Below are 16,084 nucleotides of genomic sequence, written 5' to 3' on the forward strand. Positions count from 1 at the left end.
CCGCGAGCGCCAGGCCAAGACCCGCGGCGAGGCCCGCAGCTAGGGCGATCACTCGCCGCCTGCGGCCCCACCGTGCGCAGGTCCGCCGGAGGGGCCGCGCCGGGCTCACATCGTCACGCGCAGGCCCGCAAAGGCCGAACGGCCCGGCGTGCCGTACGTCCGCACGATCTCGTAGTGCTCGTCGAAGGCATTCTGGAGCCGGGCATAGACCTCCACCCCCTTACGCACCGCGTAGGAACCGCGCAGGTTCACCACCGTGTGACCGGGAACATAGAGCGTGTTGTCCGAATCGTCCCAACGCGCGCCTCCCACCCGCAGCTCGGCGCCGAGCTTGAGCCCGCCATAGGCGTTCACCGCAAAGCGCCGGTCGAGGCTGGCGGTCAGGTTGTTCTTCGTGCGCCGCGCGAGCTCAAGCCCGGTCGTCTCGTCGGTCGCATCGAGGTAGGTGTAGGCCAGGGTCATGTCGAAACCCTGCCAGTCTACCATCTGCATACCCAGTTCGACACCCTTCGCGCGCGCGCGCCCGACGTTATAGTAGTTCCAGCTCGAATAGTCGTAGTCGATCAGGTTCTTCGTCTTGCGGTCGAACCAGGTGAGCGAGAAGGTGCCCTTGCCTTGCGCGAAGGGCTGCTCGATCCCGGCGTCCCAGCTCTTCGCGGTCTCGGGCGAGAGATCGCGGTAGCCCGCATTGGTGTAGAGCTGGTAGAGCGAAGGCGCCTTGAAGCCCTCGCCATAGCTGGCGCGCAGCACCGGCCCGTCTTGCCCGGCGAAAGCGTAGGCGCCGTTGGCCGCGAAGGTGGTGCGGTGGCCGAAGCGCGAATTGTCATCATAGCGCAGCCCGGCGTTCAGCGTGAGCCCGCTGACCGGACGCAGCGTCAGGTTGGCGAAACCACTGTCGATGCTCATGCCATCGTTCGAACCGTAGTTGTCCGAAAAATCCTGCTTCTCGCGTTCCGCCCCGACCAGCAGCGTCGCCGCCTCGATCGGAGTGAAATCGACCTGCCCCGAGACATCGCGGTTCTTGCCGTGCGTGGCGTAAGGCCCCCAGCTCGCGTCGTCCGAAATGCGGTGAGTGTCGATCTGGCCGAAGCTAAGCTTGGCGTGAAGGCGGTCCTCCAGCCCGGTATAGCGCAGGTTCGCGTAGCCGGTGAGATCACGCTTGAGCCCCAGGTTCAGCGCATCGGCGCCAGTGTTGTCGTAATCGTAGTGCGCCTTGCTCCAGAACGCACCGCCATCGAGGCTGAGCCCGTCGACGAGATCGACCTGCGCGCGCGCGTTCAGGCTCTTGGAATCGAAACCATCGCGTTCGGTCGCGCCGCGATCCTCGTTGAAGGCCGAATAGCCATCGCCCTTGAGCCAGTTGCCACCCAGCGTCAGCCCTACCGGGCCGAGCGTTCCCGCCGCCGAGCCCGAAAACTGGCGCTGGTCGCGCCAGCCGTATTCGGCGCTGGCGCGCGCGTGCCAGACATCGGTCGGGCGCTGGGTGATGAAGTTGATGACCCCGCCGATCGCGCGACTGCCGTAGAGCACGCCCGACGTGCCGCGCACCAGCTCGACCCGGTCGAACTGGCCGATGGTCAGCGTGCCGAAATCGAAGCCGCCGCCCACGTCGCCCGGATCGTTCACCGGCACACCATCGATCAGCACCAGGCTCTGCGCGTTGTCGGCGCCGCGGATGAACACGCTGGAGGGCTGGCCGAAGCCGCCCGACTGGGTCACCTGCACGCCGGGCAGGCGGGCAAGCACCTCGTTCGCGCTGACGGCCTGGGTGTTCTCGATCTGCGAACGGGTGACCACGCTGACCGACTGGCCGACCTGGCTGAGCGGCGTTGCGGTGCGCGTCGCGGTGACCACGATGGTGTCCTCGAGCGTGTCGGCGGGGTCGGCAAAGGCGGGCGCCGCGCCCAGGCTCGCCCCGAAACCGGCGCCCAGCAGCGCAAGCGCGGCCGTGCCGCGGTGAAAACGCGTGTTCATCTCTATCATGCCCTTTTGGGAACCCCCCTGAACGTTTCGTCGCTCATGACGGCAGGGCACACGCCGGTTCCTCAAGGCATGGCACACCGCTGCCCGCAGGTCCCCACGCCCTGTTGGCAAACGACGTCACGGGCAGGTCTCCTGGCTCCCGGATCAGCGCGGGTCCCACCGCCTTCCCGAGCGATGCGCCCAGTGGCTCTGACGGAGACCCGCTACCCGGTCACAGTTGCGGGGGCAGCGCCGGATTTCCAACCGGCTTCCCTCTTGGGCCCGAACCGCACGCCTACCCCGCAAGGCAAGCCACAGGCGGGCAACCCGTGACATGGCCGCGCCCTTAGGCGAGCGCGGAACGGATTGCAACGGCGCCGCCTCTGCCCCGCCTCTGGCCCCGCCTCGCCCACGGCTTCTGCCATGCCCGCCGCCCCGCTTCCGGCAAGCCCAGCGGCCCGCGATGAGACTTCCTTAAGGCATCCGGGCTAAGCTGCCTGCAGAGCCTTCGTTGCAAAACTTCGCGGCCCGGACATTGCGGCCAGATTGGTGGGTTGTGCCGGAGCGGGACGCCCCTTATCCGACCGAGGCATCCGCGGACGGTTTTGGAGTATGGAAAGAGCCCGCCGCCTCCGGCCCCTGCGCGCCGGCATCGATCTCGTTTCGCAAGAGGAACCCCAGTGCCGTCCGTGCCGCACGCCCCGATGTCCAGCCCGGCCCAGCCGCCGGAACCGACCGGCCCCGAACAGGGCGGCGACCGGCTCGGCAAGCGCTTCGGCGCGCCGGATTTCGACCGACTGCTGGTGGGTGAGCGTCGCCCGAGCGACTTTCACGCCCGCTTCACCCGCCGCCCACGCGGTGTCAGGCGCGCCGCCGCCACGCCCGCGCACGGCCGCAACCGCACCCTTGCCGCCGCGCTCCTTGCGGCTATCGCCCTGCCCGCCTTCGCATCGCCCGGCGGATGGGACCGCTTCTCGATCGCCAACGCCGAGGCGAACCCGCTTCAACTCGACCCGATGCCCTTCGAACAGCCCGGATCAAGCTTTCCGGGCTCGGCCTTCTATTACCTGCAACCCGATGCGCCGACGATCGGCGCCGGGATCGCCGGGCGCAACGGCGCCGACGCGCCGGGCATTCTGCCCGACCCCGGCCCCGCCGCACACCCGCTGCACATTCTCGACGTGCCGTTCATCAGTTCGCCGCTCGATCGCAGCCGGGCCCTGCAGTGCCTGACCAGCGCGATCTATTACGAAGCCGCCAGCGAACCCGACGCCGGACAGCGCGCGGTGGCGCAAGTGGTGCTCAACCGCGTTGCCCACCCCGCCTATCCGGCAACGGTGTGCGGGGTCGTGTTCGAAGGTTCGGACAAGCCCACCAGTTGCCAGTTCTCGTTCACCTGCGACGGGTCGATGGCCCGCAAGCCCAGCCCCTATTTCTGGGATCGCGCCGAAGCCGTCGCCCGCGCCGCGCTGTCGGGCGCGGTCTATGCGCCGGTGGGGCTTGCCACGCATTACCACACGCTTCAGGTTCACCCCTACTGGGCGCCCAGCCTGCACCCGCAGATCACCATCGGCGCGCACGAATTCTACCGCTTCAACGGCGCGGCGGGGAGCCCCGCGACGTTCAGCTTCCTCTATGCCGGACACGAGCCGAGCGCGGCTCCACGCCCGCCCAGCCTGCTCGCCCGAGCACCGCAAGCGAGCGACGCCGCGCTCGATCCGGTGACGGTGCAGAACAATTTCGATTCGGCCCACCGCCTGATCGAAACGGCGCCCCCCGTTGACGAGGCCCACCCGAACGGCAGCGGCGCACAAGGCACGGTCACCAGCCCGCGCGACACGCTTGCCCCAGCCCTCGACAATCTCCCGCAAGCATCGGGCATAAAAGAAAAATATCAAAATTCCGGACGCTGGATCAAGACTCCCTGAGGCCATGCTGGCACGGCCTGCTGCGCCGGCCTCGCCCCCTTCGCCAACCCGCGCGGCGCGTAAACGTTTGGGAAACCATACGCCAACACAAAGGTTTAGCGGCTTTGTCGTAGCCTGCGTCAAACAACACCACGGCCGCCGTGTCGCAGGCCGAAGGTGGTGGAGAAACGGCAAAAGGCTAAAACCGACAATGGCAATTCGCTTCGCCGCAGCACGAGGTCGCGCCTTCCCCCTGCTGGCCAAGGTCCAATGCGTATCCGCCCCGCTCGGCGGCGCGAACGACAACGCCGACCGCAAGTGCCGGGCCGGCTCGATCGACCTGACCATCGTCACCCGCGCGCCCGGCACGGCCGCCACCACCCCCTTGCCCCGGCACCCCGAGGCCGCCCCGGCCAGCGACGGCACGAGCGAAGCCGCCAGCAACCTGCTCACCGCCACGCTCTACCACTTCGCCCGCCACGGCCTCTCCGCCGCCGAACACGCGCGCACCAACGCGCAGGTCGCCCAGCTCGAAGGCGACAGCCGCTCGTGCTCGTGGTGGATCTCGATCTGCCGCCAGCTCGATCGCCGCATGGCCGACCAGTTCGAACGCCACCTGGTGGGCCGCCGCTAACCCGCAAGCCACTCTTACCGGCTTTCCTCAAGCGCCCCCTCCGGCACGCGGGAGGGAGCGGACCTGCGCCGATCTGGCACCCCAGCCCCGCCCAATCCGCGCGCGCGCCCCTGAAATTTCCCCAACACCACCCGTCCTCAAGCCTCAGGGGACACGCGCCGCGACCGTTTCGGTGTCGGAACGGCGCGTACACGCAACGACTCGCACCGCCGCACCTTGCCTCGCGCAACGCTGCGGCGCAGCCCGACGCGGACCGGCGGGCGAGTCGACACGCGCGCACGCCCCCGGCACGCGGATCGGGCCTCACCAGAGGCGCCCGGCGCGAAAGGCCAGCCTGCGCGCGGGCTTGCACAGGCTGCGCAAAACCGCGCTCCGCAGGCACTATTGCAATTGCGAACTATTATCATAAAAACCTTGCAATTCCTCCGGTTTCCGGCTCTTTCCCGGTTGCAATGTACCCGCGAGGTGAGTAGGGCCGCCTGTGCAAGTAAATGGCGTCTGCCTTTCGCGGGATGAAGCAGGCAGCCTTCAAGTCCGTCAATCCCGCCTTGGGAAGGACAAGCAAGCATCATGGCTCGTAAGAAGATTGCCCTCATCGGCGCCGGCAACATCGGCGGCACTCTGGCGCACCTCGCCGCGCAGAAGGAACTGGGCGACGTCGTCCTGTTCGACATCGCCGAGGGCGTTCCGCAGGGCAAGGCGCTCGATCTCTCGCAGTGCGGCCCGGTTGAGGGCTTCGACGCGCAGATCACCGGGACCAACGACTACGCCGACATTGCCGGCGCCGACGTCATCATCGTGACCGCCGGCGTTCCCCGCAAGCCGGGCATGAGCCGTGACGACCTGCTAGGCATCAACCTCAAGGTGATGAAGTCGGTCGGCGAAGGCATCAAGACGCACGCGCCCGACGCCTTCGTGATCTGCATCACCAACCCGCTCGACGCCATGGTCTGGGCGCTGCGCGAATTCTCGGGCCTGCCCCACAACAAGGTCGTCGGCATGGCTGGCGTGCTCGACTCGGCGCGCTTCTCGACCTTCCTCGCCTGGGAATTCGGCGTCTCGGTGCGCGACGTGACGAGCTTCGTGCTCGGCGGCCACGGCGACACCATGGTCCCCGTCGTCGAATACTCGACCGTCAAGGGCATCCCCGTTCCCGACCTCATCAAGATGGGCAAGTCCACCCAGGAGCGCATCGACGCGATCGTCAAGCGCACCGCGGGCGGCGGCGGCGAAGTCGTCGCGCTGCTCAAGACCGGCTCGGCCTTCTACGCCCCCGCCGCTTCGGCGATCGCCATGGCCGAGAGCTACCTGCTCGACCAGAAGCGCGTCCTGCCCTGCGCCGCCTACCTCGACGGCCAGTACGGCGTTGACGGCATGTACGTCGGCGTGCCCGTGAAGATCGGCGCCGACGGCGTCGAGGAAGTGATCGAGATCGCGCTCAACGACACCGCGAAGGCTGGCCTTCAGGTCTCGATCGACGCGGTCAAGGAACTGGTCGCGGCCTGCAAGGGCATCGACGAAACGCTCGCCTGAGCTCATCAGACCTGTGTGTTAAGGGGCCGGCGCAGGCTGGCCTCTTGCACCCAGACCTCCTAGTACACCGGACCCCGGTCTTTCAGGCCGATCCAGCCCAGGAACAGGAATTCCTCCATGTCCATTCTCGTCGACAAGAACACCAAGGTCATCACGCAGGGTATGACCGGCAAGACCGGCAGCTTCCATACCCAGGCGGCGCTTGACTATGGCACCCAGATGGTTGCCGGCGTGACCCCCGGCAAGGGCGGCACCGATCACCTGGGCCTGCCCCAGTTCGACACCGTTGCCGAAGCCAAGGCCGTGACCGGCGCCAACGCCTCGTGCGTCTACGTTCCGCCCTCGGGCTGCGCCGACGCCATCCTCGAAGCCATCGACGCCGAAATCGAGCTGATCGTGGCCATCACCGAGGGCGTTCCGGTGCTCGACATGGTGCGCGTCAAGCGCGCGCTTTCGGGTTCGAAGTCGCGCCTCATCGGCCCCAACTGCCCCGGCCTGCTCACCCCCGGTGAGTGCAAGATCGGCATCATGCCCGCCAACATCTTCTCGAAGGGTTCGGTCGGCGTGGTCTCGCGCTCGGGCACGCTGACCTACGAAGCCGTGTTCCAGACCACCAACGCAGGGCTTGGCCAGACCACCGCGGTCGGCATCGGCGGCGATCCGGTCAACGGCACCAACTTCATCGACGTGCTCGAACTCTTCCTCGCCGACGACGAGACCAAGTCGATCATCATGATCGGCGAAATCGGCGGCAGCGCCGAAGAAGAAGCCGCGCAGTTCCTCAAGGACGAGGCCAAGCGTGGCCGCAAGAAGCCGATGGCCGGCTTCATCGCGGGCCGCACGGCGCCTCCGGGCCGCCGCATGGGCCACGCCGGCGCGATCGTCTCGGGCGGCCAGGGCGGCGCCGAGGACAAGATCGCGGCGATGGAAGAGGCCGGTATCCGCGTCGCAGCCAGCCCCTCGCTGCTCGGCGAGACGCTGGTCGAGGCGCTCAAGGAAATCGCCTGATCCTTTCAGCCTGCGGGTCTGACCCTGGCGGATCATCCGCCGGGCCAGGCCCGCAGAGCCCCCCGAAGATCGCGCGCGGGCGTTCGCGCGACAACAACCACAAGGCGCCCCCAGCGCCGACAGATCTGCAATCCCACTGCCCGACCTCCCCGGCCCGACAGTGTCCCGACTATTCCTCCATGCGCCGCATTTTAGAGTTTATCGGCGTGAAAAGGTGATCCCATGGGCGACGAAAGTTTCGAGTTCACCCCCGATATGGGCCTTGACGGCCCGCAAGCGGGACCTAGCTGGCAGCGCAAGAACTGGCCCCTCGTCGGCGCCGAGTTCGAAGACGACCTGACCCAGGGGCTCGACCCCTCGGCGCTTCGCATGGTCGTCGAGAAGGCCGCCGCCAAGGGGGGCGCGAAGGTCGACCAGAAGAGCATCGATCAGGCTGCAGCGGATTCGATTCGCGCCATGATGCTCATCCGCACCTACCGCGTGCGCGGCCACATGGCTGCCAACCTCGATCCGCTGGGCCTTGCCAAGCGTGACCTGCCCAAGGACCTGACGCCCGAATACCACGGCTTCGAAGGCGCCGCGCTCGACCGTCCGGTCTATGTCGGCGGCAACCTCGGCCTCGAGTGGACCACGGTGCGCGAACTGGTGCAGATCCTGCAGGCCAACTACTGCGGCAACGTCGGCCTCGAATACATGCACATTTCCGACGTCGAGGAACGCCGTTTCCTTCAGGACCGCTTCGAAGGTCCCGACAAGGAGATCGAGTTCACCCCCGAGGGCAAGAAGGCGATCCTTCAGGCCGTCGTGCGCGGTGAGCAGTACGAGAAGTTCCTCGGCAAGAAGTACGTCGGCACGAAGCGCTTCGGCCTCGACGGCGGCGAATCGATGATCCCGGCGCTTGAAGCCGTGATCAAGTACGGCGGCGCACTCGGCGTTCGCGAGATCGTCTACGGCATGGCCCACCGCGGCCGCCTCAACGTCCTCGCCAACGTGCTCGCCAAGCCCTACAAGGTCATCTTCCACGAATTCTCGGGCGGCACCGCCAACCCCGAGGACGTCGGCGGTTCGGGTGACGTGAAGTACCACCTGGGCACTTCGGCCGACCGCGAGTTCGACGGCATCAAGGTCCACATGAGCCTGATGCCCAACCCCTCGCACCTCGAGACCGTCAACCCGGTCGTGCTGGGCAAGGTACGCTCGTACCAGTCGCTCAACGACGACATCGGCGACGACGTGGGTCCCGGCGCCAAGCACAAGACCGTGCTGCCCGTGCTGATCCACGGCGATGCCGCCTTTGCCGGCCAGGGCGTCGTTTGGGAGTGCTTCGGCCTCTCGGGCGTCAAGGGCTACAACACCGGCGGGTGCATCCATTTCGTCATCAACAACCAGATCGGCTTCACCACGAGCCCGGCCTTCGCGCGCAATTCGCCCTACCCCTCGGACGTCGCCAAGGGCGTCCAGGCGCCGATCCTGCACGTCAACGGCGATGATCCCGCCGCGGTGACCTTCGCCTGCAAGCTGGCGATCGACTATCGCCAGACCTTCGGCCGCGACATCGTGATCGACATGTGGTGCTACCGCCGCTTCGGCCACAACGAAGGCGACGAGCCCGGTTTCACCCAGCCGCTGATGTACGCGCAGATCAAGAAGCATCCCGGTGTCGCCTCGATCTACGCCAAGCGTCTGCAGAGCGAAGGCGTGATCGATGCGAACTTCCTCGGCGAAACCGAAGCCGCCTTCAGCCAGCACCTCGAAGAAGAATTCGAGGCGGCCAAGACCTACAAGTCGAACCAGGCCGACTGGTTCGGCGGTCGCTGGTCGGGCTTCCACAAGCCTGCCGACGCCGAAAGCGCGCGCCGCAATGTGCAGACCGGCATCGATGCCAAGCTGTTCGAAAGCCTGGGCCGCACCCTGACCACCGTGCCTGAGGACCTCACCGTCCACAAGACGCTGGGCCGCGTGCTCAAGGCCAAGGAAGAGATGTTCAACTCGGGCGCCGGGTTCGACTGGGCGACCGCCGAGGCGCTGGCCTTCGGCAGCCTCGTCACCGAAGGCTACGGCGTGCGTCTCTCGGGCCAGGACTGCGAGCGCGGCACCTTCTCGCAGCGCCACGCCGTCTGGGTCGACCAGAAGGACGAGCACAAGTACACCCCGATCAAGACCCTGCCCCACGGCAGCTTCGAGGTTCTCAACTCGACGCTTTCGGAATACGGCGTGCTCGGCTTCGAGTACGGCTACGCCAGCGCCGATCCCAAGACCCTCGTGCTGTGGGAAGGCCAGTTCGGCGACTTCGCCAACGGCGCGCAGATCATCATCGACCAGTACATCGCCTCTTCGGAATCGAAGTGGCTGCGTGCGAACGGCCTGGTGATGCTGCTGCCGCACGGCTACGAAGGCCAGGGCCCCGAGCACTCCTCGGCACGCCTCGAGCGCTATCTCCAGCTCTGCGCGAACGACAACATCCAGGTGTGCAACATCACCACCCCGGCCAACTACTTCCACGTGCTGCGCCGGCAGATGCACCGTCCGTTCCGCAAGCCGCTCATCATCATGACCCCCAAGTCGCTGCTGCGCCACCCGCTGGCCAAGTCGGCGGCCGAGGAGTTCACTGGTGAAGGCCACTTCTACCGTATCCTTTCCGACCCCAAGGCGCCGGAAGACAAGGCTACCAAGAAGGTCATCCTGTGCTCGGGCAAGGTCTTCTACGACCTTCTCGAGGCGCGCGATGAAAACGAGATCGACGACACCCAGATCATCCGCCTCGAGCAGCTCTACCCCTTCCCGAGCGAGGCCTTGGCCCTGCGCCTGTCGCGCATGACCAACCTCGAGGAAATCTGCTGGTGCCAGGAAGAGCCCAAGAACAACGGCGCCTGGTTCTTCGTCGAAAGCGAAATCGAAGCCGCAGCCAAGGAAGCCGGGGTCGCCAATCCGCGCCCGCGCTACGCCGGCCGCAGCGCCTCGGCCTCGCCGGCCACCGGCCTTGCCAAGCGCCACGTCGCCGAGCAGTCGGCGCTGGTCGCCGACGCCCTGCATCTTTCCGTCCGTTCCGAACTCCGTCGCAAGCAGAAGGCTTGAGATAAACCATGACTACCGAAATCAAGGTCCCCACGCTCGGCGAATCCGTCACCGAAGCGACTATCGGCCAGTGGCTGAAGCAGCCCGGCGAAGCGGTTGCCGCTGACGAGCCCATCTGCAGCCTCGAGACCGACAAGGTCGCGATCGACGTCATGGCGCCCCACGCCGGCGTCATGGGCCAGCAGCTCGCCGCCGAAGGCGACACCGTCACCGTCGACGCGCTGATCGCCACCATCGAGGAAGGCTCGGGCGCCGCTGCGGCTCCCGCCGCCGCCCCCAAGGCTGCCGCACCCGCTCCGGCCGCTGCCGCGGTTGCCCCCGCACCGGCTCCGGCCGCCGAGGAAGGCGCGGCGGGCGCCGCCGTGCTGTCACCTGCGGTGCGCCGCGCGGTGCTCGAATACGGCATCGATCCGACCACCATCAAGGGCACCGGCAAGGACGGTCGCATCACCAAGGACGATGTGATCGAGGCCGCCAAGAACAAGCCCGCCGGCTCCNCGCGGCGGGCGCCGCCGTGCTGTCACCTGCGGTGCGCCGCGCGGTGCTCGAATACGGCATCGATCCGACCACCATCAAGGGCACCGGCAAGGACGGTCGCATCACCAAGGACGATGTGATCGAGGCCGCCAAGAACAAGCCCGCCGGCTCCCCGGCGGCGGCCGCTTCGGTTCCTGCGGCTCCTGCCCGCAAGGAAGAGCGTGTCAAGATGACGCGTCTGCGCCAGACCATCGCCAAGCGCCTCAAGAGCGCGCAGAACGATGCCGCGCTGCTCACCACGTTCAACGACGTGGACATGACCGCGGTGATGGAATCGCGCAACAAGTACAAGGACGTCTTCGCCAAGAAGCACGGCATCAAGCTGGGCTTCATGTCCTACTTCGCCAAGGCTTCGGTCCTCGCGCTCAAGGACATCCCCGCCGTCAACGCCCGCATCGACGGTGACGAGATCGTCTATAACGATTACGTCGACATCTCGATCGCGGTCTCGGCGCCCAACGGCCTGGTCGTTCCCGTCGTCAAGGACTGCGACAAGCTCTCCTTCGCGGGCATCGAGAAGGCCATCGCCGACTACGGCAAGAAGGCCAAGGAAGGCACGCTGACCATGGCCGACATGGCGGGCGGCACCTTCACCATCTCGAACGGCGGCGTGTTCGGCGGCCTGATGTCGACCCCGATCATCAACCCCCCGCAGTCGGCCGTGCTCGGCCTGCACCGCATCGAGGACCGCCCTGTGGTCCGCAACGGCCAGATCGTGATCCGCCCGATGATGTACATCGCGCTCAGCTACGATCACCGCATCATCGACGGTCGCGAGGCGGTTACCGCGCTCAAGACCATCAAGGAAGCGATCGAGGACCCCACGCGCCTCCTCATCGACCTTTGATCGCGTCGCCCCCGCTGCGGCGGGGGCCCCGCTTTTCTCTGTTTCCCGTTCAGCGGGATCCCCATCGCGAATGGGGATGACGAACGAACAACTGGAGCCGGACAATGGCTGATTACGATTACGACCTGCTTGTCATCGGTGCGGGCCCGGGTGGCTACGTCGCCGCGATCCGCGGTGCGCAGCTGGGTCTCAAGACCGCCTGCGCCGAAGGGCGCGAGACGCTCGGCGGGACCTGCCTCAACGTGGGTTGCATCCCCTCCAAGGCGCTGCTGCACGCCTCGGAATACTTCGACGCGGCCAAGAACGGCGCGATGGCGAGCATGGGCATCAAGGTGACCCCCGAGCTCGACCTCGACACCATGCAGGGCCAGCGCAAGGACGCGGTCAAGGGCCTGACCGGCGGCATCGAGTTCCTGTTCAAGAAGAACAAGGTCGACTGGCTCAAGGGCTACGCCCAGTTCAAGGACGCCCACACCGTCGAGGTGGGTGGCGAGACCAAGACCGCCAAGAACATCGTCATCGCCACCGGCTCGTCGGTCACCCCGCTTCCGGGCGTGACGATCGACAACGCGGGCGGCGTGGTCGTTGACAGCACCGGTGCGCTCGAACTGTCCAAGGTTCCGGGCAAGATGGTCGTGATCGGCGGCGGCGTGATCGGGCTCGAGCTCGGTTCGGTCTGGCGCCGTCTGGGCGCCGAGGTGACCGTGGTCGAATTCCTCGACCAGCTGCTCCCCGGCATGGACATGGACGTGCGCAAGGAAGCGTCCAAGATCTTCAAGAAGCAGGGCATGGCGCTCAAGCTCAAGACCAAGGTCACGGGCGTCGAGGTCGTTGACGGGGCCGCCAAGGTCACCGTCGAGCCCGCCGCGGGCGGCGAGGCCGAAGTGCTCGACGCCGACGTCGTGCTCGTCGCGATTGGCCGCAAGCCCAACACCGATGGCCTCGGCCTCGACAAGATCGGCCTCGAGCTCAACGCGCGTGGCCAGATCGAGACCGACCACGACTTCGGCACCAAGGTCGATGGCGTCTGGGCGATCGGCGACGTCATCCCCGGCCCGATGCTCGCGCACAAGGCCGAGGACGAAGGCGTTGCCGTGGCGGAGAACATCGCAGGGCTGACCGGCATCGTGAACCACGACGTCATCCCCGGCGTGGTCTACACCCAGCCCGAAATCGCCGGCGTCGGCCTCACCGAGGAAGCCGCCAAGGAGAAGGGCAAGGTCAAGGTCTCCAAGTTCCCGATGCTCGCCAACTCGCGCGCCAAGACCAACCACGAGCCCGACGGCTTCGTGAAGGTCATCGCCGACGCCGAGACCGACCGCGTGCTTGGCGTGTGGTGCATCGCTTCGGTGGCCGGCACGATGATCGCGCAGGCAGCGCAGGCGCTCGAATTCGGGGCGACCAGCGAAGACATCGCCTACACCTGCCACGCGCACCCCACGCACTCCGAGGCGATCAAGGAAGCCGCGATGGGCATTTCGGGCAAGCCGATCCACATGTGATCGACGACCGGCCCCGGACGGGGAGCATCCGTCCGCCTGCCACGGCAGGAAAGGCTGCAAGGAAAGAAGGGGCGGTGCCGCGCGGCGCCGCCCCTTCCTTCGTTTGGACCTGCCCTATTCGCCTCGGGCAAACGCCAAGCTATGTCGCCCGCAGGCAACAAAGCGGCAAGCCCGGAGCGCTAGTCTCCTCCTTGCCCCACCCGCGGGGCAGCCGACCCGAAGAGGGTGCGCTATCGCTTTTGGGAGAGAGGACGATGCTGATGGCCAGTGACCCTGCGCCGCGCTTGCGCGTGACTATACCCCCCCTGCACGCGAACCCGGCCGCAAGGCCATCCATCCGATAGCCACCCCCTTCCCGGCGCAGGCCCCGTGCAACCCGTGCAAGGGGTCTGGCCGTGCAAGGGGTCTGGCCGCGCCCAGGCCGACCCGATGCCTGCCGCGCGCCCCCGGTGTCCGAACGCACCACGTCCTGGACACCGGGGCATTGGGTCCCATGCCCTGCAGCGCGAAGGAACGTTTCGCGCACCGTCCCGTGCCCCTGGCCGCCCCCGACGATCCCCATCCCGCTTGCGCTGGCGCGCCGCCGCCCGTTGACGCGTCCCACGCACCGTAGAGCGCAAAAAACGAAAGCCCTGCCTGCAACCTTGGCCCCATAGGCCCAGTGCGTTGAAAATCGGCCGCTTTTGTCGTTTCAGAACGGGGGCAAGCGGTTTCCTGCACGCTGCGGGCCACTCAAAAACATTCGCATGGCGAATATTTATCCCGTTTCGCTTTCCAATCTAGGACACATGTACGAATACCCCCGCGCCCCGACCCGTGGGCCTTGCATTCCCATCTCCTCCCCTTTCACATCGAGGACATTCGTTGAGCATCCTGATCCTTGCCGCAGCCGCAGCGGCCTCGCTTCCCGTTCATAGCGTCGCCCTCGAACAGGATGGCCAGCGCTACACGGTCGACTATATCGCCCACCTCTCCACCCGTTCGAAGGTCGAAGGCGTTCGCCCGCCCAGCCGCGGCGGGTTCCAGCGCTGCGTAACCAAGGCCAGGCTCAGCGTCGAGCGGCGCATCACCGACCCCGCCTCGGGCGCCTCGATGAGCGCGATGCTCCCCGGCGAGACCCAGGTCTCCGACAGCCGCGTGGGCCGCTGCGGCGCCTTTGACGAGCGCGCCGACGATCTGGTCGCCGCCAGGGCCGATACCATCACCGCGCACCTCACCAGGACCGCCGCAGCCGACAAGCCGCACGCCCTGGCGACGATCACCGCCGCCCGGTCCTTGGCCGCGCGCTGATTGGACGCTATGCGAAGCCGCATGACGACCCGGAATTTTCCCGCGATCATCGCGGCTTCGCTGTCCCCCCTGGCCTTTCTCGCGCCCATCGGTGCCCACGCGCAGGCAACGCTTGATGCCTCCGCCTCGCTCGAGGCGAGCACCGACATCCGTGATCGCGGCCTCAGCCAGACCGGCGGCAAGCTCGGCGTCGCGCTCGATGGCTCACTGCCGATCACGCAGAACCTCGTGATCGACGCCAAGGCCGAGACCCTGCGCGGATCGAACCGCAACGGCGACAGCCAGTTCGGGCTCGAGATCGCCCCGCATTTCGTCGCCTCGAGCGAGGGATGGGATTTCACAGCGGGCGCGCGCGGTCACATCTACGCCGATGCAGGAGAGCTTGATTACGTCGAACTCGAAGGCTCGGTCTCGCGCACGCTGGGCCCCGCCTGGTTGACGCTGAACGCCGACTATGCCCCCTCGCAGGACGCCATCGGCGGCTCCAACCTTTATCTCCAGGCAAACCTGGGCCTCGGTATCCCCGGCACGCCGCTCACCGCTTACGCCGGGGTCGGCCACACGATGGGCACGACGAGCAACGCGGTACGCGCGGTGCGCCTGCGGCCCGATGGCGACTATACCGACTGGTACCTGGCGATCGAACGCGCGCACCTCAACTTCACCGTCGGCATGGAACTGACCGGGACGAGCATCGATCAGGACGCCGCGCGCGACACCCGCTACTGGGACAACGACACCGGCACGCGCGTCTCGGGCTACATGCGCGTCGCGTTCTGATCGCGCCCGCATCCGACTGAGAACACCGCTCTTCCCCCGACAGGCCGCTGCCCCGTGCTGACCCCGCTGCTGACCGTCCTTCCCGTCTTCGCGCTGATCTTCGCCGGGTGGCTTGCCGGGAGACTGCGCGCGCTTGGCCCGCAGGCGACGAGCGAGCTCAACCGCTTCGTCGTCTGGCTGGCGCTGCCCGCCCTGCTGTTCGAGATCGTCGCCAAGGCGCACTCCAGCGAACTGTGGCGACCCGGCTTCCTGGCCGTCCTGGTGCTCGGCACGATGGGCACCTTCGCGCTGACGATTGCGCTCAACCGACGCCATGGCCTTGCCGATGCGACGATCGACGGGCTCAACGCGGCCTATGCCAACAGCGGCTACATGGGCTTTCCGATCATGGCGGTGGTGCTGGGCGCCGCCGGGCGACCGCTCACGCTGATCTCGGTCCTGGTGACGGTTTGCGTGCTCTTCGCCACGGGCATCGTGCTGATCGAGGCGGCCGGGCAGAAAGCCGCCTCACCGGGGCGGCTGGTGCTCAAGGTCGCGCGCCGCGTGCTCTCAAACCCGCTGGTCGCCGCGCCGCTCGCGGCCAGCCTGTTCCCGATCAGCGGACTGGGCGTGCCCGCCCCGCTCGACAGCTTCCTGACGATGCTGGGCGGCGCGGCGAGCCCCTGCGCGCTCGTCGCGCTCGGCCTGTTCCTCGCCGCCGAGCGCAGCGCCGCGCCCGCCCCGCGCGGGCGTATCAGCGCGCTCATCGCGCTCAAGCTCATCGCCCAGCCGATCGTCACCTGGTTGCTGGCCGCCAAGGTCTTCGCGCTTTCGCCGGTCGAAACCCACGCCGCAGTGATCCTCGCCGCGCTCCCCACCGGAACCGGCCCGTTCATGCTCGCCGAATTCTACGGCCGCGAAGCCGAGGTGACCGCGCGCGTGGTCCTCGTCTCGACGATCCTCTCGCTCGCCACGATCACCGGCACCTTGTGGTGGGCGCTTTAGCCGGGCGCCTCGCCATGCTACCCGC

10 protein-coding genes, 1 pseudogene and 1 riboswitch are annotated in these 16,084 nt (G+C 67.2%); of the genes and pseudogenes, 10 read left to right on the forward strand and 1 reads right to left on the reverse strand.

Features of this window, described 5'->3' with window-relative positions; all coding sequences use genetic code 11:
- Positions 1-105 precede the first annotated feature (105 nt).
- Positions 106-1,974, reverse strand: a complete 1,869-nt coding sequence (locus MTR62_RS12000) for a TonB-dependent receptor domain-containing protein (protein WP_244021187.1) — start codon at positions 1,972-1,974, stop codon at positions 106-108.
- A 114-nt stretch (positions 1,975-2,088) separates the two neighbouring features.
- A riboswitch (cobalamin riboswitch) is annotated at positions 2,089-2,280 on the reverse strand.
- A 362-nt stretch (positions 2,281-2,642) separates the two neighbouring features.
- On the opposite strand from MTR62_RS12000, the gene MTR62_RS12005 reads away from it, so the two are divergent.
- From MTR62_RS12005 to MTR62_RS12055, 10 genes and pseudogenes are all read left to right on the forward strand, one after another.
- Complete coding sequence (locus tag MTR62_RS12005; RefSeq protein ID WP_244021188.1) at positions 2,643-3,890, forward strand: cell wall hydrolase; 1,248 nt, start codon at positions 2,643-2,645, stop codon at positions 3,888-3,890.
- Between the two features lie 190 nt (positions 3,891-4,080).
- Positions 4,081-4,503, forward strand: a complete 423-nt coding sequence (locus MTR62_RS12010; protein WP_244021189.1) for an RlpA-like double-psi beta-barrel domain-containing protein — start codon at positions 4,081-4,083, stop codon at positions 4,501-4,503.
- Positions 4,504-5,073: 570 nt separating this feature from the next.
- On the forward strand, positions 5,074-6,036 hold the full coding sequence (gene mdh / locus MTR62_RS12015) for a malate dehydrogenase (RefSeq protein WP_244021190.1): 963 nt from the start codon (positions 5,074-5,076) through the stop codon (positions 6,034-6,036).
- A 117-nt stretch (positions 6,037-6,153) separates the two neighbouring features.
- Positions 6,154-7,044, forward strand: a complete 891-nt coding sequence (gene sucD, locus MTR62_RS12020) for a succinate--CoA ligase subunit alpha (protein WP_244021191.1) — start codon at positions 6,154-6,156, stop codon at positions 7,042-7,044.
- Positions 7,045-7,266: 222 nt separating this feature from the next.
- Complete coding sequence (locus tag MTR62_RS12025; RefSeq protein ID WP_244021192.1) at positions 7,267-10,119, forward strand: 2-oxoglutarate dehydrogenase E1 component; 2,853 nt, start codon at positions 7,267-7,269, stop codon at positions 10,117-10,119.
- A gap of 8 nt (positions 10,120-10,127) precedes the next feature.
- Positions 10,128-11,503 (forward strand): annotated as a pseudogene (gene odhB, locus MTR62_RS21620) (2-oxoglutarate dehydrogenase complex dihydrolipoyllysine-residue succinyltransferase).
- 104 nt (positions 11,504-11,607) lie between these two features.
- Complete coding sequence (lpdA, locus tag MTR62_RS12040) at positions 11,608-13,005, forward strand: dihydrolipoyl dehydrogenase (protein WP_244021194.1); 1,398 nt, start codon at positions 11,608-11,610, stop codon at positions 13,003-13,005.
- 864 nt (positions 13,006-13,869) lie between these two features.
- Positions 13,870-14,295, forward strand: coding sequence for a hypothetical protein (locus tag MTR62_RS12045; protein ID WP_244021196.1), 426 nt, complete (start codon positions 13,870-13,872; stop codon positions 14,293-14,295).
- Positions 14,296-14,316: 21 nt separating this feature from the next.
- Entirely contained in the window at positions 14,317-15,075 is a 759-nt protein-coding gene (locus tag MTR62_RS12050) for a TorF family putative porin (RefSeq protein ID WP_244021198.1), read from the forward strand.
- A gap of 54 nt (positions 15,076-15,129) precedes the next feature.
- Complete coding sequence (locus MTR62_RS12055) at positions 15,130-16,059, forward strand: AEC family transporter (protein ID WP_244021200.1); 930 nt, start codon at positions 15,130-15,132, stop codon at positions 16,057-16,059.
- Positions 16,060-16,084: the final 25 nt, after the last annotated feature.

The sequence above is a fragment of the Novosphingobium organovorum genome (assembly GCF_022832435.1).
Classification (GTDB): domain Bacteria; phylum Pseudomonadota; class Alphaproteobacteria; order Sphingomonadales; family Sphingomonadaceae; genus Novosphingobium; species Novosphingobium organovorum.

What these genes read in the sequence shown, in the direction of transcription:
- MTR62_RS12000 (WP_244021187.1), bottom strand. Translation starts at nt 1,974, where the DNA reads ATGAACACGCGTTTTCACCGCGGCACGGCCGCGCTTGCGCTGCTGGGC.
- MTR62_RS12010 (WP_244021189.1), top strand. Translation starts at nt 4,081, where the DNA reads ATGGCAATTCGCTTCGCCGCAGCACGAGGTCGCGCCTTCCCCCTGCTG.
- mdh (WP_244021190.1), top strand. Translation starts at nt 5,074, where the DNA reads ATGGCTCGTAAGAAGATTGCCCTCATCGGCGCCGGCAACATCGGCGGC.
- sucD (WP_244021191.1), top strand. Translation starts at nt 6,154, where the DNA reads ATGTCCATTCTCGTCGACAAGAACACCAAGGTCATCACGCAGGGTATG.
- MTR62_RS12025 (WP_244021192.1), top strand. Translation starts at nt 7,267, where the DNA reads ATGGGCGACGAAAGTTTCGAGTTCACCCCCGATATGGGCCTTGACGGC.
- lpdA (WP_244021194.1), top strand. Translation starts at nt 11,608, where the DNA reads ATGGCTGATTACGATTACGACCTGCTTGTCATCGGTGCGGGCCCGGGT.
- MTR62_RS12050 (WP_244021198.1), top strand. Translation starts at nt 14,317, where the DNA reads ATGACGACCCGGAATTTTCCCGCGATCATCGCGGCTTCGCTGTCCCCC.